Annotated in this window: 13 protein-coding genes and 2 pseudogenes; 8 read left to right on the top strand and 7 right to left on the bottom strand. The window is 51.2% G+C overall.

Annotated features, from left to right (window positions below; translation table 11 throughout):
• Window positions 1-14 precede the first annotated feature (14 nt).
• The 4 genes from AC2FFA_RS21330 to AC2FFA_RS21315 are packed head-to-tail and all read right to left on the bottom strand — an operon-like array spanning window position 15 to window position 2109.
• Complete coding sequence (locus AC2FFA_RS21330; RefSeq protein WP_496853160.1) at window positions 15-554, bottom strand: hypothetical protein; 540 nt, start codon at window positions 552-554, stop codon at window positions 15-17.
• Window positions 547-1323: a hypothetical protein gene (locus AC2FFA_RS21325; protein WP_496853159.1), complete on the bottom strand. Its 777-nt coding sequence runs from the start codon at window positions 1321-1323 to the stop codon at window positions 547-549. The genes AC2FFA_RS21330 and AC2FFA_RS21325 overlap by 8 nt, the downstream gene beginning before the upstream one ends.
• On the bottom strand, window positions 1320-1529 hold the full coding sequence (locus AC2FFA_RS21320) for a hypothetical protein (protein ID WP_496853158.1): 210 nt from the start codon (window positions 1527-1529) through the stop codon (window positions 1320-1322). Before AC2FFA_RS21320 ends, AC2FFA_RS21325 begins: the two co-directional genes overlap by 4 nt.
• Entirely contained in the window at window positions 1513-2109 is a 597-nt protein-coding gene (locus AC2FFA_RS21315; RefSeq protein WP_496853157.1) for a hypothetical protein, read from the bottom strand. Before AC2FFA_RS21315 ends, AC2FFA_RS21320 begins: the two co-directional genes overlap by 17 nt.
• A gap of 1788 nt (window positions 2110-3897) precedes the next feature.
• Here AC2FFA_RS21315 and AC2FFA_RS21310 point away from each other — a divergent pair.
• The 7 genes from AC2FFA_RS21310 to tnpC all read left to right on the top strand — a co-directional run bounded on the left by AC2FFA_RS21310 (window position 3898) and on the right by tnpC (window position 17866).
• A complete protein-coding gene (locus AC2FFA_RS21310; protein ID WP_496853156.1) occupies window positions 3898-6099 on the top strand; it encodes a winged helix-turn-helix transcriptional regulator in 2202 nt (733 codons plus the stop codon).
• A gap of 824 nt (window positions 6100-6923) precedes the next feature.
• A complete protein-coding gene (locus AC2FFA_RS21305; protein ID WP_496853155.1) occupies window positions 6924-9428 on the top strand; it encodes a tetratricopeptide repeat protein in 2505 nt (834 codons plus the stop codon).
• Window positions 9429-9711: 283 nt separating this feature from the next.
• On the top strand, window positions 9712-11502 hold the full coding sequence (locus AC2FFA_RS21300; RefSeq protein WP_496853154.1) for a peptidoglycan-binding protein: 1791 nt from the start codon (window positions 9712-9714) through the stop codon (window positions 11500-11502).
• Window positions 11503-12277: 775 nt separating this feature from the next.
• Complete coding sequence (locus AC2FFA_RS21295; protein ID WP_496853153.1) at window positions 12278-15400, top strand: peptidoglycan-binding domain-containing protein; 3123 nt, start codon at window positions 12278-12280, stop codon at window positions 15398-15400.
• A gap of 115 nt (window positions 15401-15515) precedes the next feature.
• Window positions 15516-15905 carry an IS66-like element accessory protein TnpA gene (gene tnpA, locus AC2FFA_RS21290; RefSeq protein WP_496853152.1) on the top strand — a complete coding sequence of 130 codons (390 nt, stop codon included), beginning with the start codon at window positions 15516-15518 and terminating at the stop codon, window positions 15903-15905.
• Window positions 15902-16255, top strand: coding sequence for an IS66 family insertion sequence element accessory protein TnpB (gene tnpB, locus AC2FFA_RS21285; RefSeq protein ID WP_496853151.1), 354 nt, complete (start codon window positions 15902-15904; stop codon window positions 16253-16255). The genes tnpA and tnpB overlap by 4 nt, the downstream gene beginning before the upstream one ends.
• A gap of 54 nt (window positions 16256-16309) precedes the next feature.
• Window positions 16310-17866 (top strand): IS66 family transposase, encoded by a 1557-nt coding sequence (gene tnpC, locus AC2FFA_RS21280; RefSeq protein ID WP_496853150.1) that lies wholly within the window; start codon window positions 16310-16312, stop codon window positions 17864-17866.
• Between the two features lie 92 nt (window positions 17867-17958).
• Here the strand turns inward: tnpC and AC2FFA_RS21275 are convergent, their stop codons facing one another.
• The 3 genes and pseudogenes from AC2FFA_RS21275 to AC2FFA_RS21265 form a co-directional block, all read right to left on the bottom strand.
• The gene (locus tag AC2FFA_RS21275) at window positions 17959-20148 is read right to left on the bottom strand and encodes a peptidoglycan-binding domain-containing protein (RefSeq protein ID WP_496853149.1); all 2190 of its coding nucleotides are present in this window, start codon (window positions 20146-20148) and stop codon (window positions 17959-17961) included.
• 111 nt (window positions 20149-20259) lie between these two features.
• Window positions 20260-20562: pseudogene (locus AC2FFA_RS21270) on the bottom strand (Tn3 family transposase); the annotation flags it as partial.
• Window positions 20563-20742: 180 nt separating this feature from the next.
• A complete protein-coding gene (locus AC2FFA_RS21265) occupies window positions 20743-21210 on the bottom strand; it encodes a hypothetical protein (protein WP_496853148.1) in 468 nt (155 codons plus the stop codon).
• A gap of 207 nt (window positions 21211-21417) precedes the next feature.
• On the opposite strand from AC2FFA_RS21265, the pseudogene AC2FFA_RS21260 reads away from it, so the two are divergent.
• Window positions 21418-21585 (top strand): annotated as a pseudogene (locus tag AC2FFA_RS21260) (transposase); the annotation flags it as partial.
• Between the last annotated feature and the right edge of the window lie 102 nt (window positions 21586-21687).

Genomic DNA, 21687 nt, shown 5'->3' with positions numbered 1-21687 from the left:
CTGAGAATCCCTCATCATTCATTGTTCGTTTCCTTCGTCGCCTGGTAGCAGGTCCACAACCGCTGCACTTCCACTCCGGGATCGTCTGATGTCCGCCTGTTCTTCTTCAGCTGATCTCGCATCTCATCAGACAGCTGACGGGCCGGGAGAATGTCCACTTTTTGCAGATAGCCGACGTCCGCCTCTGCAAGTAGGCGTTCGATTAGTGCTCCTGTTGCTGACGAATCTGAGTAGACCCAGCCGTCCGGACATTGATCAATGAGATCCAGTGTCTGCCGAGCTACATCTACGGCAGCTGGAGCTGTCGACAGGTCGACAGGTGATGCGTCCATAACCTGCGTTGACCAGTTCAGAGCAGGGTAGATGCGAGACGACCAAGTTCGAGGCTTGTCATCTACCACTCTCAAAACTGCGATCTCGATGGGGTAGAATTGCCCTCTCACGGCCACGACGCGCAGGTCGCAGAACACCAAACTGACAACAGGTTCTGGCAGCCCAATATCGGTATAAACACTGCCTGATCCTGCGGTGATATTATCTTTTTTGTCACTCATTGAACGGATCCCATTCACCACGGCCTTCACAGTGTGCACATAGCACGCTCGCCTTATCTTTTTTTCGGACGACGTCACCCTTGTGGCCGCAATGCGCACAAATCCGACAACTATCCAGTTCGATCCGCCTTAGCGGCTGATCCAGGCAGTGATCATATCTGCTAAACACGATGTTGATTGAACCATTTCGGGTCATCTTTACATCGGTAATTTGCACCACAACCGGTTCTTCGAAAGCTTTCCGGACCACATGTTCTGTCGCTTGGAGAAATTGCCCAAGTGGCACAAGCCAGCCTGGGCCAATGTTCGGCCTAAGGCTCGCAGCATCTGCGCTGACCAGATCTGGAAAGCGATCTGCGATATCGAGTTCGAGATCTGTCGGCCACCTCATCTCAGCCCCTTCAAACCGTTCTTCGAGGTAGTCGTTGTAACACCAGCAACAAAGTGTCGTCAGATAGCCCTGAATGCTCTGCACCTGCGCCGCATTCCCACATTTCTCACAGGTCCTCTCGATCTCATCGACACGTGTATCAACCTCGTCGAGGATATTTTGATTGCATTCTCGCGTGTACACGCGAAGGCCTCCCCTTTTTGGTTTGATCTGCTGGACGTCTGGCAGCTCATCTCCAAAAACATCAGGATATCGCTCAACGCTGCGCTTTACGTCTTCAAGCACCAGAGCAAGTTGGTCAGCCCACCCTTTGCGATGCTCACCAAGCTCTCTGAGAACGCTGCTATGGATGTCATTCCAGTCGACAACTGATTTCATTGCATATCCTTCAACTGCGCCACCGCGTCAGCTTTCTCATTAACAACACGCATGATCTCGTCATCGGTGAGATCTTCGATACCTTCGAAATCGGCCGGCGAGATTGGGAACGCGACATTGTTTTCACTGTCGTGAACTGCAAACGACAACTTCAGGAACCTGGAGGCTTCCGTCCTGCTGAAAACTGGCTCAATTGTCCTGGTCATAGTCATTCTCTTTTTTAGTGATGCGCTCATCTAACTCACGAATGCTTGTTCGGATTTGCGACAGCAATTCGTTGCGATCTCCATCCACCTTACGAGCTCTGATCTCATCTGCGCTGACCGGACCAGATAACCTTGCCCGGCCAAGTGCGATCCTTGCCTCTTGCAGTGCCAAAAGCGCACTGGTCAGTGGATCAATCTCGACGTCAGCAGCGAGCGCGTCGAACTCCTCTGCACTGCCGATTGGGCCAGTCAGAGGTGCCTGTCCGGCTAGGAACTCGGCCTTCTTCAACTTCAGGAATGCGTGCGTCACCTCTTCAGCCTTAGTGCGGGGCTCTCGCTCACCGGTCTTCTCCAGCCACATGGCGGCGACCTTCTCGACGAGTGCCCAAACAGTCTGCCTGCGATTATGCTGTGAGATCTCGAAGCGAACTGCTTTCTCCTTGATGTCGAGATGTTCGGATGATCTTTCGTTCACGCGCACTTCGTAGTCGCAGAGTCTGTCGAGATCGTCGCTGATGTTCCCAGCGTGGGCCCGGGCAACTTCGTGTTCGTTCACATAGACAACGATTTTGAGCATCATTCACCACCCTTTCTTCACACATGCAGGACACCGACCGCGGTCATCCGTTCGGTCGATCTGACCGAAATAGCCACAAACTGAGCAAGTCATTTGATCCCGAACAGGCTTTTTCCGAACACCAAAAAGCCTCTTCCGTTCAGGGTGGTGCTTGCTCGCGACATAATGTGCGCACCAACAACAAAGGGTTGTGTACCAGCCGTCCAATAGCTGGGTCTCGGCACTATTTCCGCATCGCTCACAGGTACGATTTGCTCGTGCAATCGTGGCGGTGATCATCGTCTGGATGTGTCGATCACCACACCTGTGGTAGATACGGAGCTCTCCCAGTTTTTCCTTGATCTGAAGAATGACGGGGTAGGGCGCCTGTTTCTGATCGCAGTACTGTTTGATCTCTGAAAAGAGCGTCGTGACCAAGCTGGCCCAGCCATTGGGTGTATGACCGAGGCTTTCCTCGACCGATTGCTTGATATCGCTGAAATCAACTGCGTTCGAAACACTATACGACATGTCGGACTCCTCCTGTGATTGGTAGGAGTGGAGGGGCATGATCCCTCGCCGCGACACTAATCCGGTGCAAAAAGCTTATAAGACTTCTGGCCCACCATGGCACTCCCAAAGACGACGCTGAATCAGCGACGTATGAGATTGCTCGACTGGTGCACAAAGTAAGTCATCGTGCATATTGGGTATGCACAGTTTCGAGTCGTGTCAACGGCCTGTTTTGGGCGCTGGTCTCGGGTCACGTCGTCGGATCAGCTCGCATCACTTCCCCGGATTGGATCGAACCCGTTGGTCGAAGGCTTGAAGATCTGAGCGTCGGTCAGGGACCTATACGACCGTTTGAAATCTAGGTCTGGCGTTCAAACTCAAAAGCGCGTTGCTCTCCCCATTACTTCTTCCAAAAGAACGCAGAATCCAAAGTTGAGTAACCATTTTGTGGAGGGGTTGGGTAAGAAAAATGTTGAGTTTGGCAACCAAAATCGCACGCCGAGAAGCGCTTTCAAATTCGTTTGGCTGCACGTTGCTCGGGCCTGTAAGCCCTCTCGAACAGATGGGTCAAATCCTGGTCACTTGTGTTTCAGATGGCCTGCTTGATCAGACTGTGAACTGGATGATTGGGGATCAATCGCGGTAGGGCAGGGGGCTCAAAAAGCTCGTCGACGCCAAACAAAATGACAGAGCGCGATAGGGCGACTACTCCATGGCTTAAACAAGTTCAGTAAAGTCTTGTCTTGGAAAGACTTGCCTTGCGTGACGATAGAAAGGCCGCGAGGGGCCCACTTTTTTGAAGGCTCTAAAACGAGGAAACGCTCCAGATTTACACCTGGAGCGATCCTATCTGGGCCGCGAAACGATAGTGTAGTCCAATGGGAGACTCTTATCGTCCGTTGGCGGCCCAATGGACCGCCTATGAGGGAGATATGGCAGTTCAGATGCGCGTTGCAAGTCTTTGGGGTTAATCTTTCCTCTTCTGGGCGATTTGCTCTAAATGCTTAAAAAATAGTTAAGAATCGCCCTCATCGCTTCTCAGATTTCTTGATTTGAGCCAGGGCATCGCTTACTTCCCACTCAGCCGATCAATTTAGGTTGGCCTCAGGACTAGAGATCGCCGGCCGCGAGTTTCTGGTCTTGAAGCATAACAAATGGATTCTAAAAAATGTTCGTTTTGGGCAACCCAAAGACGCATGCTGTGTGTCTTCAGAATACAGACTATGTGCCAATCCTGGCTCCACCATTTGCGCGTGCTGTAACCAGCACTGCGGCAGGCCGGAAAGTGTCCGGCCCAGCGTGTCGAGCCTAGTAACAACGACCCAGGTTAAAGAACAAGTCCAGGAAAGCGTAAGTCTGATCCCGCTGCGGATCCAGATCGATGCTGACTTCTTACCATCTTATCGAACCTACCTGGAGCAGATTGTCTATAGTTGCCCGGCTCCGTGGACGCCCGAGGACTACTTCCGTATTCTTTGGGGCCCATGTGTCGAGGCCGGGTATGGCGGCAGCTATGTCACTATAGAGCGAAACTATGAACGCGTCCTTGACGAGGGCGTCACTGAAGAAGAGCTCGAGATCTGGCGTGCTCAGGATATGTTCTGGAGAGAAAAGGTCTCGCCCAATCGCAAGTGGATCACTAAGTCGTTCAAGATGGATGCTCTTCTGGATCCCAAGGGTGACGACGCTGCATTTAAGGCACTGGCCGTTATGACCAGCGTTGAAAGAGAAGGTGATATCTACTGCTCACAGAATCCGGTTGGCAACAGCTGGTATTGGATTCCACAGCTTCACCAGTATCGCGCTGAAGCGGAACAAGGCGTTCCAGTTGAGGATCGCACAAAGATTATGCCTTGGCGGAGATGCGAGGATAACGTCGACATCATCCGGGCTCTGTATCTCGATGTTGATGACTTGCTGACCAATCACAATATGGACGCTGATCAAGTTGCCGCTTTCGTTCTTGCAGCCTGCGAGCAGAGAAACATTCCTCTGCCCTCGGCCGTCTTTCATACGGGCCGCGGTGTCTGTGCCACCTGGTATGTCAAGCCAGTGAAGGGTGCCAACAAAATCAGGCGTTGGCGCCTGACAATGCAGCGCCTGCGCAATATGCTTGCAGATGTCATGCCGGACCCAGCCGTTGCAGATCCCAGCCGAGTGCTGCGGGTGCCAGGTTCGATCAACACCAAGAGTGGCGCGATGTGCCGACCTCTCTGGGTTCGCCCGGGGCAGGGAGGACGGCCCTATGAGCACGACTTTAACAAGCTATGTGATGAGATCCTGCCTATGTCATCAGATGAGTATCGCGACCTATGCATGCGCCAATACATCGAGCGTGGATTAGAGTTCAAACGCATCAATGCAGAACGCAAGGCGGCTACTGAGGCTTACAGGCACAGCGTTGTTTCCCTTACCAAAAAGTCGGCCACGCTTCCTCAGCACAAAGGTCGCCACAGTTATGCCCGCACTTCGGTCGAAGATCTTGAAAAGATTCATAAATTGAAGTGGGGTGGAGGGCATATCCCACGCGGCAATCGAAATCGTTGGCTCTTGGCGTGGGTTGCAGCAAAGCTTGTGCTTGTTCGCCCGGCCAATATGAAAGCGTTCACCGATGAAATCGTCGCCAAGGGTGTCGAGGTCGGCCTGAAGGGGATGGCCACAGCCAAGGCTATGGCGCCGGCTTATCAAAGAATGCTGGCCCAGCACGCTGTCAATTCGGGCCTGTTGGCGGGTGAGGGCGATGCCGAAGCTCTCAAATCAAAGACAAAATGGGGAGCTAAGGAAGGCTCCCAGGGGCGCACGGTTCTGAACTACTCCTTTTCAGCGAAGCGTCTCATAGACCTGTTCAGGATTTCAGATGCTGAGATGCGCAGTTGGAATCTGCGTGTTTTGATCTCAAAGAATATCCGTCGTGAACGTGATCGCACTCGTAAGGCCCTGGAGCGTGGTCAGCTTACAAATCCGATCTCCCTTGAAGAGAAAGCCGCGCAGTATGCGGCTGAGGGCAGGGCGATAAAGGCACTCATGGAGAAGAAGGGTCTCTCCCAAAGGGGCGTCGCAGCTGAACTGGGCGTTTCGTTGGGCCTGGTTCAACGCCGCCTGAAACGAATGGAGAACGAAACCGGCAGAACTGACTCGGCTTGTCCTTGTAAAGATAATAGGAGCGAGCCGGCGCGGCGAGGCGCAGATGAGTCTATATATAATAAAGGTCTCTCAAACCAGGAGGAGGCTTTGGTTTCGATCCGCAAATCCGCATCCGTTGTGAAGCTGTCGGACAAGAAATGGGAGAAAGTACGGGAAGGGGCGAAGGTTAGACCAGTTGAGCCTGAAAACCCGGTCGAAGCATCTCCTTCGAAGTCAAAGCCTGACAAAGAAACGGTCGAGATTATTAGTTTTAGACCCATCGCAACCGGCTCAAATCTCCAGGATCTTCACTTCCAACCTTTGGAGGGCCCTGAGGCACTCCAGAAGTGCAGAAAGCGCTTGCTTTGGTCGGGCTAAGGTGACCATCCCAGCGTGCTATTCGTGCTTTTAGGAACGCTTGACGTGTTTTTAGGAACATCCAGCTCGTGTTTTCACATGCGCCTTACTCACAGCTAGAACAGCGCGCTATAATTATCATCTAAAACAACATATTAATCCGCACCTGGTGATCAATCATTAACTGTTTGGATGCCGTTGTACGGGCCTCCCCGCTATCTCGATAGAGTGGTTGAAAACTTTGACCAATTTATTTGTAATTTAGATCAAGCCTTTACATGGTCTTTGTGACTGCGTTCCCGATAACACCACGAGCGTTCCTGAAAAGCGGCGGGATGACCCTCCTGCGGGCGGCGTAAATGTCGTCCATCTTTGCTCCTTCTTTTAACAGAGTGAGGATTTTCGCCGCGGATTTGCATTGTAAAGTTCGATTGGCCTGTGCCGAGGGTATAAGCTAGCGAGAAGCGGCATGGTATTTCGAGCTATCTTGTGACAGCGTTCGCAACATTATGGCGTTTTCGGGCCTGCCCGGCTACCGGCGGCCGAGCTGCATGGCTTCACCGGGATCATCGATCAGTGGCTGTCGGGAGATGTCTGGAGAACAAGATGAATTGCCCGGCGATTAAATCTTCCACAGTTTGGGTGAAACCTAAATCCTGATCAAGCAATGCTGTGCCTACTATGACAGGTTCCGGACGCACAGAGCATTGTGACAGCGTTCTCTGGCATCAGAATGCGCCGCAACAACAAATCAGAGACTATCGTCGTAACAAGACGAAACCGGGCTACCCGATTGAGAGCAAATCACCTACCTTCTGCTATTTGATATTGCATAGCGGTAAGGGGTGTTCCAGAATTCCGTCACATTTATTTGGTTTTTGGGTGCGAGGTTGGTTTCTGTGGCTCCATTTCTTTTAGTGTCAAAGGCTGTTCTATCAGGTGTCTTGAAGTGGTTTGTTTTTATCAACGTAGCGACGCTGTCAATTATTGCCGTCGTGTTCACTACAGAAGTTCGGGCTGAGCCAAGTGAAGAAAATGTACGAGAATATCTCACCGGATTATTGGGGCCTGGCCTCGAAGTCACGAACATTCGAATAAAAGTTTTCCCGTTGTCCAGCGCCGGTCAGGGGCGCGTAAGCGCGGCTGGCGACATTCAATCGCTAGAATCCAGGTACGATTTTGGCGATCCTACGATGGTACTGCGAGAACTTGTCGAAACCCTAAAAACTGGCGGTATGTCGGAGGATCAAATACAACGATATGGAAGGGCAGCTGGTATTTTTAATACGGGAGGGCTGTCAGGGTATCGGATTGTTCGACCGATTGTTTTACAAGGCGCTTCATTTCCCTTCACCGCAGAACTTAGTTACCTAGAAACAGTTGACGGATTTAATTTTAGTGGTGGTGTAAATCACGAAATCTGTTGCCGCACATTACATGAATTGGGCGCAAACGAAATCCCACTAGACAGTGACCGCTATCAGGCTTTATTGGCAAGTATGATGGGTTGGCTCGACTACGAGAACAGTACGCTCCCTAAAATTATTGAACAACATTTTGGTGGTATCGCTAACGGGGGGACTGTTTGGGAGGGCGATAAGCCCGTTGCGAAGTTTTCTTCCTTCGATCTGAGTTCACTTGATTGGAAAGTTCTGGGTCAAAACAGTAACAATGGAGCTTTCAGGGAAACGTACATTTCTACGGCGCCAACTAAATTGGAAACCATTGATGATTCTACCTTCAAGATTGGTTGGCGCGAAGTGGCAAGTGGTGGGCCAGAGAACATTGAAATCGAATTTCGGATGGATCTCTTCAACCCAACCCCCAGCGATAGCTGCATTGCCATTAAAACGAGCGACTGGAAGTCGGGATCATCCTGCTTGCAAGATGGTGTCTTCAGTAAACCCTTTGGCCAATATGGTGGAATTGCTGACGGTTCAGGAGAACATCGGTATGTCGTGAAACCTAGTGAGGTTGCATCAGAACATATTCCATCTATGGGAACTCAAGATAATCTCCGCAAAATAGTAGTTGATCAGACAGAACTGGCCCAAAACTCCGAAGACCCAGTAGGTCATTTTGTCGAAGCGACCTACGCAGCTCGAAGGCTACTAGAAGACTTTCCCGGAGGGAGCTACTCCAAAGCTCTATTGGGCCAAGGGATGTCAAGCTCCAAATTGCCTCCGTTAACAAAAGAGCGGCTTGAATTCGAGATGATCAAGGCATGTAGTTTAGAGCCGAATCTACTCTGTTTGGTTGACTGGTACTACATTGTTGGTGACCGTGCCTCACAGGAAAGTGTCGAACAGTCAGCTTGGTTCATTCGAGAAAATCCAGAAAACGTAAGTCCCAACTTTCTCCTGCTTTTTCGTGCAGATGCAGCTGTTTGGTATGCTGTGCAAGGGCACGCGGATCGGGTTTTGAGCACTTACCAGTACCATCTTTCAAAGGATATCGAAGTTGGTGTGCAAAACTTGGCTCAAAATGCTCCTGCATATGCGTTTGCACTGGCGTTAATTGGTTTAAGCGAAGAGGCAGAATTGGTGGCCGAAAACGCATTAGAACGCGCACTGGCGGTTAGCGAAAATGAAATGTATGTGGCTAAAGCCACGATGGTCGCGTTGCCCGCATGGCTGGAAGTTGCCCGCATGATGCGGGGAGAAGGGAATGCCGACGACTTGATTAGGACTGGGATTGATCCGGAAATTTTATTGCGAGTCCTAAACCAAGCGTTTCGATGGAGCGATGACCCTTTACTTACAAACGCAGCAGAAGTTGTTTTTGAAGAGTGCCTAAATTTAGGGGGTTTCAAAGCACCCAATTGTGCGACCGAAATGGCAGCAATATACGCGCATTCATCGCGCCTAGATGATGCGATATCGGCAACGAAAAGGCCGGCAAAGCGCGATGGCAATCTTTGGAACGCTATGCAACTTCTAATCTCAATGAATAGGGGAACTCAGGCTGCAATGCTGTACGAGAAAATCGATCCTCCGGTTCGAAGCCCTCTTGTTCTCGCCGACATAGGGTCGGCCGGAGCTCCCGAATACCTGGAAGAAGCAACTCAGTTAGCCAGTCAAATGGCAGATGTGGTAGAACGGGATCAAGCCTTCGAAAAAATTGCTCAAGCTTTTGCTAGAACTGGCGACCTCAAACGGGCGCAAACCATCGCAAATGAGATGAGTTCCTCGGACAAGACAAACGAGGTGATAAATTCTTTCGGTTCCCAGCGTTCAAAAGGGTTGATCCAACAAGGCGACCAACTTGGCTTTATTTTGTTGCCTGGGTTGCCACCCGAAATAGCGAGAGATGTAATTTACCACGCTTTGCCAAGAATGCAGAGAAATTAGGGCGTGGTGGTTATTGAACTGTGCCCCAAAGTATTTGGCAATTTGAAGGCACGAAGGAACGGTAGCCACCGAGAAGTCGAATCAGGAGGTCAAAATGAAGTTGGCTTGGATGAATATTGCTCTAGGCTCAGGACCCATTGATTTCCATTTGTTTGCGTGATTCACGGGTGGAAAACCGAGCGGTGAACATGTCAGAATCTATTCTGATTGAGCGACGCGCAGATGGCGTGGCTTGCACCTTTCTTACCGAAGTCCTGAGCCTAAATCTGTCCGATAGCTGCTGATGTCTGAATTTCTTGATATTCTGGGCTTCATTGCAACGCACTTGCGTCGCGACCCAATTCGGGCAGAATTGGAGTCGAATATTGTCGGAGGATACGAGTTGCGCATTTTCCTCAGCGTAGTTTTGTCGGTGTTCGTAATAATTGGGGTTATTGCAGCCAATGGTGTTCGAGCACAGTCGGGAACCACAGTTAACAATTTCACAGACTATGAAACTCAACCAAAATTACTTCAGGCACGGTTGAACGAGTTGGGTTACAACGCTGGTGAGGTCGATGGGTATCCTGGCCCCCAGACACGAACTGCGCTGATGTATTTCCAGGTTGAGCATTGCCTGCCGCCCACCGGGCAACTCGACACGGGGACTTCCACCATATTGGCGACCGCCAATTTTCACATTCGACCGTGCGTCGGACAACCATTGCCGCAAGGCATCACGGCAAACACACCATTAATAAAAGGTGTCTACATAGATAGCATCGCAAAATGCAACCTCGATTCTGTTGCGCCCAACTCTGCCTATTTTAGTCAGCGACTGATCAACGGAAAGAGTGTTATCTGGGGGTACGAAGATGGGTGTGAAACCCATCGAACTGACATACGAGGATCAGTTACTCTTTTTCGTGGCACGTGCTTTGTCGGGAACCAACAGTTCAAACACGAATGGCGGTACGACCTGACTTCAAATAACAGTTTCGTGGAACTGGAAGCGCCAACCGAGTCTGGAACATTTGCGCCGAGAGCCTTTTTTAGGTGCCCTGCGGACAGCAGGTTGAGCAAGAGCATGTTCGCCGGTGATTTAACGGCAAAGAGCGAGTTTACGAACGGATCCAATGACTCTTTTCCAGTTGAAGACGGCGTCTTCAGTTTCCTCCCGGAAGGCTGTCCAAGCTTCGACAATACACCTAGAAATCAAAGGCAACAGATAGCCGCAAATCTGCGGGTAACCTTCGAGAGAGGCCAATTTACTCAGGGCGATCAATCCTGCCCAATCGTGTCGTACTCCGTAGGTGACCAGAAGAATTATCTGAGTATGGATTGCGTCTACGACGGCACCCCAACCCACTATATCTTTGAAATGGAAAACCCGACCGCCAACAGCTTTGAACGCTATGGTGAATCCTACTCGCGATGTGTAAGCACCGCGTCCGACGACAATACAATGCCAAGCACTCCTGGGTTCAGTGGAGTTGTAATTACAGCGACAGCGACGCTCCCTATTGCAGCAGATGGGCGAGTAGCGCTTCTGCCTTACGACGAGCAAAAGGGTATTCTCCAATTTCAATTCGGGGGAAACCAACTGTCGTTGGTCTCATACTCAAATTCCAACGGAATTGGCGAGGGGATGGTCGGTAGCGGACTTGATCGCCAGTGCGTGGAGCTAATTCACCGATACCATGAGGCATTGGCAGGAGCACCTTCCACTTCCAAGCTCGGTAACGGGAAACAAGTAGCGGGCAGCCTGTCCAGAATTTCACCGAAACTGTTTGACTTACATTTGAATGGGACATCATCAGTTCCGCCGAGCGAAGGCTCTGTTATTTCGATCAACCTACCGGGCCAACTAGCAGAGTACGGACACGTGGGAATCGCTCAGAAGGTTGAAGCGGCGGGAGACAACCCAAACAGCTTGACCGTGACATTGTTTGACCAAAACTGGCCTACAGACAAAAGCAACGGTTGGAAGACCGTTACCTTCACCAAAGACGCAACGGGCGTGTGGAGCGGGCAAATGATGAACGGCGGCAAACCTGTCGACGTAGTCGCTTGGTCTAACGTGATTTCGCCTTAGTTGGGTTGTTTGCTAAGGTCTCTAAGATGGCCGTCGACGGACCCACTTGATCTAAACATCGGGTTTTCTCCAACTATTGTCTTCAAAATACTTTAGGCCTACATAAACGATTCAGTGGTTGACCCCAAAACTGAAGCAGTGTTGCAAAGCTCCAGACCAAGTCTCGATCCTCGAACAGTATGGTTTTCACTATAGTGGCGGCCATTTAATGTGCGTCATCCAATAAGGCCTGTTCGACCAAAGGACAGCAACCCAAGTGTATGTAACGAATGCTGTTCGCAAATGATCTCTAGTATGTTCTCGGAACCTGATCGTATGTATCCGGCCTTATGGCACCAAAGAATAAGTGTGTGTTTATTAATAAATCCACTGCCCAATCAACCGTCTGTATTGGGCTCTCTTGTTGAATCCGCCGCGCAATAAACGAACGGTTGCTTTACCCAAAAGCTGCAAAAAGGGGGATCTGGCACTTAGCCGCACTCGACCCCAACTGCATTCTTGGCGGAAATTGAGGACCAAGGTTTTGGTATCTAGCCCGGAAAAAAGGCTGGAATCTATCGGGTTTGGAGGGGTTGATTTGAGATCGGCTCGCTCGACCGTCTCTCTCGGCTTCCCCGCACAGAATTGCATGAAGCCGTTTTATAAAAAAATCATATGGAGGCAGATCATAAGAGAATCCGTCCATTTTCTTCGTCGGGCATGATCCTTGACGAAACCGCACTCACAGCGAATTGTAGACATACTGGTGTTGAGTTAGCTGATTATGGAGGAGTGCATGTTTAGAGGGTTCGCTTACGCTATGGCCGTTTATGTGCTCAGTTCCTCTGCACCTGCACTATGCGAAGACGCTCTGCTCAATGACACAAATGCCAATGCCTTATTTGTAGATGCGGTCCAGACTTATAAACACGCTGAAAACCTTCCTAAGGAACAAGCCCGCGGGAAATATGAACTGGTTCGCTTTTACTTCGAGCAGGTTGTCGCCGGCTATCCGTCGACAAATGCAGGTCGGGCAATTCTATCACTAGAAAACCCGGCAGGCGTGAATCTGCAAAAGATTGGCTTCTCGGTTAATAACGTTGGCAGTATTGATGCCACTGATGGTGCCAAGAGCGTAGCTCGTGATATTCTGAAAAAATATGCCGGTGACCTAAAAAGAATAAATTTGGTCGCCAACGTGGCTGACTATGCAATTCTATCCTGGGCAGCTTACGGAGATGAAGAAGGGCTGCGGGCAGCAGGTGACGCCGGGTGGCGCGAGTTACAGGTTTTTGAAGGTGACCGACTGTTAGTTGGTGATGTCTCCGCAAAGCTATTCGTTGCTGGTGACGGTGAAACCATTCTAGCTTTCCGTGGGTCTGCAACTCGCGGGGATTGGGTTACAAACCTGTATGGTACTGGGTCTCCGTCCGCCTTGTTTAACGAACAAGTAGATGATGCTTTAGAACTCGCGGCAGAACTATCAAAAAAATACCCTAAACTGGGCTTTACAGGCCACTCGCTGGGAGGGCGATTGGCGCAAGCAGCTAGTATGAAAACTGGCCACCCCGCAGTTATTTTCAATTCCGCGCCGCTCGGGTTAAACGAAATGCGTGAATTGGGATTTGGTGGACTTCAAGAGGGCAGGGTTTCCGGCTTTCGTAGCCCGCAGGATCAAGTATCAGGATTCTTTCGGCCCCAAGATGTCGAAATATCAAATATCGAAATCGTTGATGCTAGCACCTTGGCCAACTTCAGTAATCTCAAAGACTACACTCACGCAATCCACGTTTTGGCTGGGGCAGCAAAAACGGTTAAGGTTGCTCGCAACGAGGGATGGCTAACAGCCTTGCTGCGAGATATGGCAACTTCTCCCACCAATGCTTCGCCTGCGGTAGACGAGGATTGGGGTCCTAATGTAGTCGCCGAACTGAATCGAGAACCTGGATACACTGAGTGTGGTGGGTCTGGAATGGAAGGCTGTTGGCGTGAACTTGGTATGAGTGAAGAAGCAGTCAAGTTTTCCGCGAGTGTAACACATCCCGATGACATCGCCTTCACTCGGGCTACAGCATTTCATGAACTTGGTCCACTCGACCTAATTCAGGCTGAGCGCAACGCGGACCCACGTCGGCAAGACTACATAGTTAATGGTCCAACAAAAGAGCTGCTGGTGCAACTAACACATTATTTATCTGGAGTATTTCAAGATGAGACGAGCCGTAGAATTATTCAACAGTACCCTGAAGCAACAAGTTGGTTTGGCGAAGTATTCTCACATCGAACACTCTCGAATGGCACTCAACGTTTTGTATTGGCGGAGATCGCACAGGATCAGTGCCGTGGTTGTAGGGTCATCGGGAGCGCAGTGACCTTCCTTGAGGTTGGAGATGAGACCGGCGGCACAGTGCGATACGTGCCAGTCGGTCTGCACTCTTCAACATTAGATTATTTCAAAAGTGTCACTCCTCAAGGAATACTAACTCAACCTTCCGTACTCCAACTCGCTCTCAACTTACGGGGTTACGATGCGGGACCCATGGACGGTGCTGTCGGGCCACAAACTATCCACGCGTTACGGGAGTTTCAGGCGGATCATTGCCTCAAGGCCAGCGGTGCATTGAATGAATCCGTTGTCTCACTTTTGAGTTCGCCAGACCGCTTCAAGGTGCCCCCATGCAATGGTCTCAGTTCAGAAATCGGAATTGCCCAGGCTATTGATCCTCCTGCGGTTTCAAACGGATCACAGAATCAAATCTCTGGGACACGCATGTCTGACTTCCTAGGTGCCAGTCAAGGACAGAAACCGAGCGCGGAACCTCATCCCTGTAATGGTAGCTCTAACCCACTTGCTTGTACTGTGCAAAACGGTTTCGGGGCACGAAACTCTGACTTTTTGGGTTCATCTCAAGGGTCAGCTAACTCTGGTGTACAGACTGGCGCACGGTTTCCAGGTTCAAGCTCTTGGCCGGTAGTATCAGCGACTGACACAGACGAAATCGGCGTCTTTGGAAGTTGGTACGACGGAGGGCCAAATTGCGCCCATACTGAAAACGGGACGCAATCCGACGAGCTGATCCTCCGGCTTTGGTACTGCGAAGTAGGTATTGAGAATTCAATCCCTCAGTCACTTCGCCTCCTTGACGGGGTTTATATGAGCGAGGATAGGAAAACGTCTTTAGTTCTTAATGGGGAAGGCAAAATCCGTATTATCCTTGTCGATAGTTTTCTGGACAAATTGGGCAACACAATCGGTCCCGATACAGCTTACAATCCCGTTTTTCGCCGCAGTGAAATAGCTTATTCTCCTCCCCAGATCGTTCAAGAAGTCGACAACCAGAAAGATATCGGGCTGAAGAGCGAGACCTCCCATTCTGGAACTCAACTTAGTGCGGCCTTCCAACACTGTGCTGTTGTTGAAAACGACATAGCAAGGCTCCAGTGTTTTGATGAGCTTGCCGCTCAACCTAAAGAGAATGGATTACCCGCCAAAGATTTACCGGTGTTTTTTAGCAATCGAGACTGGGCGCTGCTTCTGCAAATGATGAACTTCCGACATCGGTTAATGAAGTGGCCATACAGTACGCAAGTTAACGATTGCAAGCTACACTTGAAATATGTCGTGTCATGGGTCAAAGGCAGCTTACAGGGCACAAAGGATGTTGAGGCCATTGTCGATCTAAGGCTGCTAGACACCGAACTTAGCGGCGCTAGCAATATGCGAGACCGGGGGGCTGGCTTTAAGTTTGTGGCAAAGTATGGAAACGATTGGAGGCTTGTTGGCTCACCTGGGGAATCTGGGCCGCAAGGTGTTCATCGAAATCGTATTTTGCACTGGATAGTTGCCGAAGATCCCGTCGATGCAAAAGCTGTTTCAAGTTTGCTCCTGAAGGCAGCACGCCATTGTCAGGAGAGATAGTTCAATAGGTCACTCGCTTTACTCCTCAAAAGTAAGCGGTGCTTTAGCCCCACCTTCTGTTTTGGTTTGAGATTTGAGATTCCGGCCTGAGAGATAGTTTTCAGGGAGTTTCTCAATGGAGCAGTCAACGTCGTTTCTCAATGACATTGATATGGTGGTTGGCCCTCGTGGTCATCGGCGTTGGCCTCGTGATCTGAAGGCACGGATTGTTGCGGAAACACTTGTGGACGGCGCCACGGTGAGCGAGGTAGCGCGGCGGTATGATATGCGACCGAACCATTTGTCGGCGTGGCGACGCGAGGCGAAGGACGGTCGGTTGGTTCTGCCTGCTGCCGAGGAGCCCGACTTTGCACCTTTGGTTGTGGCAGCTGATCCTGTTCCTGCGATCTCGTCAGCGGCCGCGACGCTGGATCTGCTGCGGGGTGATGTTGTGGTTCGACTGGATGCGTCCACGCCGCCAGAGCGGATCGCAGAGATTGTTCGCGCGTTGAACGGGATCTCATGATCTTTCCGTCGAACCGAGTTCGGATTGTGGTGGCGACGAAGCCTGTGGATTTCCGTAAAGGTCATGACGGGCTGGCGGCGCTGGTGCAAAATGAGCTGCGCAAGGAACCGTTCACCGGGACTGTGTTCGTCTTTCGCTCGAAACGGGCTGACCGCCTGAAGCTATTGTATTGGGACGGCACTGGATTGGTGATGACCTACAAGCGGCTAGAGGAAACGACTTTCATCTGGCCCGAGATCCGGGACGGGCTGATGTCGTTGAACCATGCTCAGTTTGAAGCGCTGTTTGCGGGGTTGGACTGGCGGAAAGTGAAGGCGCTGACAGCGCGTCCGCCAACTGCGGCGGAGTGACTCGGCCTCTGTTTTGCAAAGGTATCAGCCGGGTGGGCGTGGTAGGTCGACGCCATGATGCGCCCGGCTGATCTTCCCGATGATATTGATGCCCTGAAGGCGATGGTGCTGGCCGCGCAATCGCGGGCCGACCAGCAGGATGGTGTGATCATTCGTAAAGAGGAGCGCATCGTTCAGCTGGAGAAGTTGGTCACCGACTACAAGCGTGCCCTGTTCGGGGTCAGGTCCGAAAAGGTCTGTCCGGAGCAATTCGAGTTGGCGCTTGAAGACATCGAGACGGCGCAGGCCGCGATCCACGCCGAGGACGATGCAGACGACCGTCTGATCAAACGCCGACCCCGCCCACGCAAAGCTAACCGGGGCTCGTTACCAAGGCATCTGCCGCGTATCGAAGAGGTAGTCGAGCCGGACAGTACGATCTGCGACTGTGGGGCTGACCGGCATGTGATTGGTGAGGATATCAGCGAGCGGCTCGATATCATCCCGGCCCAGTTCCGGGTGATCGTCACCCGCCGCCCAAAGTATGCCTGCCGATCCTGCGAAGAAGGCATTATTCAGGCGCCTGCTCCGGCGCATCTGATCCCCGGTGGAATGCCGACCGAGGCCACCATCGCTCATGTGACCGTCAGCAAATATGCGGATCATCTTCCCCTGTATCGTCAGGCTCAGATTTACGCCCGGCAAGGGATTGATCTGGATCGCTCGACCCTGGCGGCATGGGTCGGCCGGGCAGCGTTCGAATTGCGCCCTGTTTACGATGCCCTGATGGCCGATCTGAAACGTTCAACCAAACTGTTCATGGATGAGACAGTCGCCCCGGTCCTCGACCCCGGTCGCAAGAAGACCAAAACAGGTTACTTCTGGGCGCTCGCCCGCGATGACAGGCCATGGGGTGGGGATGATCCCCCCGGTGTGGCTTTCACCTATGCGCCGGGACGCGCCGGTGAATACGCAAAACAAATCCTGCGCGGCTTCAACGGCACACTGCAAGTAGACGGCTATGCCGGATACAATCGCCTGCTCAAACGGCAGGAAGGAGCAATCCAATTGGCTCATTGCTGGGCGCATGCCCGCCGTAAGCTCTTTGACGTGACCAAGTCCGGGAAAGCCACTCCGATTGCCGATGAAGGTATCGGACAAATCCGGGAACTCTACCGCATCGAAAAGGAAATCAGGGGCAACGCCCCCGAAACCCGAGCGGCGGCGCGGCAGAAGCGCTCAAAACCGATCATCGATCAGATGGAAATCTGGCTCCGGGAAGCGCGCTCCCGCGTCTCCGCAAAATCACCCATCGGCGTGGCCCTGAGCTACATTGCCAAACATTGGAACGGCCTGACCGTGTTCCTTGACGATGGGCGCGTGGAACTGGATTCCAACAGCGTCGAGCGCACAATCCGCCCGGTTGCCTTGAACCGAAAGAATGCACTGTTCGCAGGACACGACGCCGGAGCTCAGAATTGGGCAATCCTCGCCTCAATGATTGAGACCTGCAAATTGAACAATGTCGATCCGCACGCCCGGCTCACCCAAACCATGACCGCCATCGCAAACGGTCATAAGCAATCCGACATCAGCAGCCTGATGCCCTGGAATTACGCCGCAGACGTGTGATCGGCGCACCGCTTACCCTCAAAATGCACTAGTCCGCCAAGATTCTAAGTGACGAGGCGCTCAAAGCAATTCTCTTGCAATAGCGACGGGATTTAGGATTTAGCCGCATAAAAAGAGCAGCGATTAGAATCGGACCCACTCATGACGAGCTTTTGGTCTGCAATTCGACCACGCACTTGAATGCGCCCAAGCAACAAACCCCAGTTGATCTCGGCATTCATTGTTCGCCCAGACAATTGTCCAGAAAAACGCCCCTTAAATCCTTGTGACTGCTGTACATTGCCCGAGTAACGGTTGCCGCCGGCATGAACAACATCCAATATACCAGTGATTTTTGTTTTACCGAGGCGGCTATTGGAACCGCAGTTGGTTGTGAAACGCCAGCGTCCAGATAGGTTTCCTGGTCCGACTGCGATTGGCGGCGGAGGATCATAAACCGCTTGATTTTTTGGATCTTGAAGCCAAGCAGCTAGGGGTTCGTCAGATTCAAGCCTGAGCGCTTGGAGTTGCTCTTCGCTCAGAAACCCACTACCGACTGTGCCCATATTCAATTGCCACGCCGAAATTGCGTTCCGAGTGCCTTTCCCGATCACTCCATCAATCCCATTCGGATCATAGCCCAACGTCAGCAGTCGGGCTTGGATATCCCGAACATCCTTCTTATCAAGTTGTAGTAAACTTTCTGTTTCTGTTGTTGCACCTGATATCCTTGGGTGAAGATTGCCCGGCTGCGGAGCAATCAGCGTCAGTTGTTGGTCTGATAGCGGCTCATTTTCAATAGCATCATTGTTCGAGTTTCGATTGTCTGCATTGCCTTCGATGCTGCTTTGGCTTCGCATCGCTTCAATCTCCGAACTGAGGGCGCCGCTTTCCTTTAAAAGCTTGTCAATTTCGGCAACGTCAACTCCGTCAATCCTCTCCGACAACAATATCTGCACCGCCAAATCCGATGATGGATAGTTTTCAACGATCCGGTCCAAAAGGCGACGAATTCCCCGATATAGTTCAAGCTTTTCAGAATTGGTTTTCTCTTGTGCTATTCGATACATGGACTTTACGGTGTTGAATTCTTTGTCCTCTAGACCCTCACTTTCCGGATTGGATACCGTCGGCGCCACCGCTTTGGTTCCTTCATCGAGTTGTACCGATTTGTCGTCTTCCGAACCGCTCAAAAAGAAGTAACCGCTGTAAGGTGGTTTAGGCACCCGAGAAAAAGTACCGTCTTCCCACCTCCAGATGTACCGGTCTTTTGCAAACTGATTTCGCTGCTGCAAAAAGTATGGGCTAGCAAGATACAACTCAGCAATGGGGGCTGTTGTGCCGCTTATCTCGACTACAAACGTGAGATTGACTGTCTGGCCAGCGGTGTAATTGATCACGCCTAAGAAGGTGGGAGAAGAAAACGTAACCGCACAAACAACTGAAAAACCGAACGTTTCCCCCATGCCCAGTGGGCCAAGGTCCGCTGCTCGACCAAAGGTATGCATGTTATTAGGGCAAGATATCGAAAACTCTTTTTTCCGACTGTCCAAGTTTCCGAAGTATACGTCGCTATCGAGCCCAAGCAGAAAGGCCTTTGTGTCTTGTAGTAGTCGACTCCGGTTTGCGATTGAGGTGTTCGCTTGTTGAGTTTCTTTTGAAACTCGTGAGAACGCTTGGTCCAGATATGCTTTCCACTCCAAGCTATCCACGATGTAGGAACCTGGTGAAAAGTTTCGAACCAATCGGCCGGGTTCATTTGACCTCGTAATTCTACCGTTGAATGAATAGCCATTAACTGTCTCGCGATAGTTTAGCTCAGCCTCAAACTCAACCGATGAGCCAGTCGGCCCAAGTAGTACCCATTCTGAAAACCCACCGGTGCGCAACACTGACCCAATCTCTGAATTGATTTGGTCCGCCGTCAAACCTTTGGCCTTCAAGTAGCGCTTTGCTGATGAGCCGTCTGTTTGTTGATATACTGGAAGTGTTCGTCTCAACGTTCCAGCTACCGAGGTTCGGCCTGTCCCAGCTTCGCCAGTGAAGTTTTGAACTTTGACAGTCTCAACGCGATACCTGGAGGTGTCTATCAAACGTTGGATAAATTCCGAAATTTCTTGTTTGGATGGCTCTGATGCGCCAATCGTTGGCAACACCATCAGAGCAATTGTTATGAAGACACGAAACAAAGGTATTACTCCTCCACATAAACCTAGAAACCGTTCAATCACTGTCTGCACGCCGTCATGCCTGAAGGCAGGCGCAGATTTCATTATCTTAGAGGAATCGGCGGTAGGAGTCATTCGCTTGCCAGATCACCTGCCACAGTTTCTTCAAGGCCAGTTTCGTACTTTTGACCTGTTGGATCACACTGGGGTCGACTCGGGTTGGGTGCAAAATAGGGCGGTAAGGTTTTAAGCGTTCATCCGTCGCCATCGATACTCTCCGGTGAGAATGATATGGGCCCAACCAAGGGGCGAGATGTGCGCGAGGAGGTATGCTGGCGTGTCCAACTTGGCCTTTTTGCGCTGCGCGACAGCAACGCCAAGCTGTTTTGTATTCCAGAAGATAATGATGGCGGTGAGCAGGTTGAGCCCTGCGATCCGGAAGTGCTGGCCTTCCGTGTTGCGGTCTCTGATTTCGCCCTGCCGACCAATCCGTAGGGCACTTTTCAGAGCATGGTGCGCCTCACCTTTATTGAGACCAATGTTGGCACGGTACACCCGACCGCATCAGGCCCTCAACATGCGCCCACCAGTCCCCGAAACCCTAGTCCGAGATGGCCCAGAACACGGGGGCTAGACACGCCTAAGCCTCGGTGTGAATCCCTTTTGTCAACACAACCTCGGAGCGCGAAAAAAAGCCAATTAAAACATGCCATAGCTGTATGATACACTCTATCTGCAATTCTTTGTTTTGAGCCTAAAGGCATTTTTTGAAACATCTATTTCTGCTAGCCCCTGTGCAATTAATGAGTGGGGTATGAAGCCTCCAATATCGACGTTGAGACCAGCTTCAGCCAGTATTTTTGAGGCGTTCTGATCGCCAAGGAGGCATCCATGTCGTTCCCAAATAGAAATGAAACCATCGATATCAATCTTGGCAAGTTCTCCAGTTGCCTGGCACCAAGTTTGACCAACTTTAATCGTACTTTCACTAGAAATTTCACCAAGGTCACACTCGAAACTGTAGTACTGTGGAACCCCAGTTAAGGTGAGGTAGAGACGTCCATTTGACATCCTCCCTCCCGAAATTTGAAAGTTTTGAACCCCTACAAGAAATGGCACCTTCAGGGTGGTTTCCGCAGTCACATTGGACGGGTTTAAGAATGAAAATACTACCAAAACTAGCTTCATAAGCTTCATGTTGTTTCACCATCTGAAGTTCAAACTGATCAAGAGTGAGCAGACTTATCTGACTGGTCCAAGTTGACTGTTAGCGCATCATTGGCCTTTGATCCATTGAGATGATGGTTTCGGGCGCTGGCGGGCGGCAGCCCAGAGCACTGTGAGGGCGTATGGGGTTGTGTGAGCTAGGCCTGAAATTCGGACACTGACGTAAGCTATGATTTGTTGTCTGCTGGTCTTCGACGAGAAGGAGATCAGAGATGTCGAAAACGGAAGAACCATTCGCCCGATTTCAAGGCGAAAGTTGCGCTTGAGGCTTTGAAAGGTGAGCGAACTGTGGCTGAGCTTGCCAGCCAAATTGGCGTCCATCACACGATGATCCACAGTTGGAAAGGGGTGCTTCCTCGACAACATCTTCGTCGAGCGCTTCGACGCTTGAGTATCTGAAACCGCATGGACCGGGCCAGATACACAGAGTTCATGACACTCCCGAAC

Source organism: Ruegeria sp. YTSB088 (assembly GCF_059609825.1).
Note: the sequence above shows the minus strand (reverse complement) of the source record. Positions and strands in the feature narration are given on the sequence as shown.

Bases quoted from the DNA above. Each gene is read 5' to 3' on its own strand.
- AC2FFA_RS21300 (WP_496853154.1), top strand. From the start codon at position 9,712: ATGTCTGAATTTCTTGATATTCTGGGCTTCATTGCAACGCACTTGCGT.
- tnpA (WP_496853152.1), top strand. From the start codon at position 15,516: ATGGAGCAGTCAACGTCGTTTCTCAATGACATTGATATGGTGGTTGGC.
- AC2FFA_RS21275 (WP_496853149.1), bottom strand. From the start codon at position 20,148: ATGACTCCTACCGCCGATTCCTCTAAGATAATGAAATCTGCGCCTGCC.
- tnpB (WP_496853151.1), top strand. From the start codon at position 15,902: ATGATCTTTCCGTCGAACCGAGTTCGGATTGTGGTGGCGACGAAGCCT.
- AC2FFA_RS21265 (WP_496853148.1), bottom strand. From the start codon at position 21,210: ATGAAGCTTATGAAGCTAGTTTTGGTAGTATTTTCATTCTTAAACCCG.
- AC2FFA_RS21330 (WP_496853160.1), bottom strand. From the start codon at position 554: ATGAGTGACAAAAAAGATAATATCACCGCAGGATCAGGCAGTGTTTAT.
- AC2FFA_RS21315 (WP_496853157.1), bottom strand. From the start codon at position 2,109: ATGATGCTCAAAATCGTTGTCTATGTGAACGAACACGAAGTTGCCCGG.
- tnpC (WP_496853150.1), top strand. From the start codon at position 16,310: ATGATGCGCCCGGCTGATCTTCCCGATGATATTGATGCCCTGAAGGCG.
- AC2FFA_RS21295 (WP_496853153.1), top strand. From the start codon at position 12,278: ATGTTTAGAGGGTTCGCTTACGCTATGGCCGTTTATGTGCTCAGTTCC.
- AC2FFA_RS21325 (WP_496853159.1), bottom strand. From the start codon at position 1,323: ATGAAATCAGTTGTCGACTGGAATGACATCCATAGCAGCGTTCTCAGA.
- AC2FFA_RS21320 (WP_496853158.1), bottom strand. From the start codon at position 1,529: ATGACCAGGACAATTGAGCCAGTTTTCAGCAGGACGGAAGCCTCCAGG.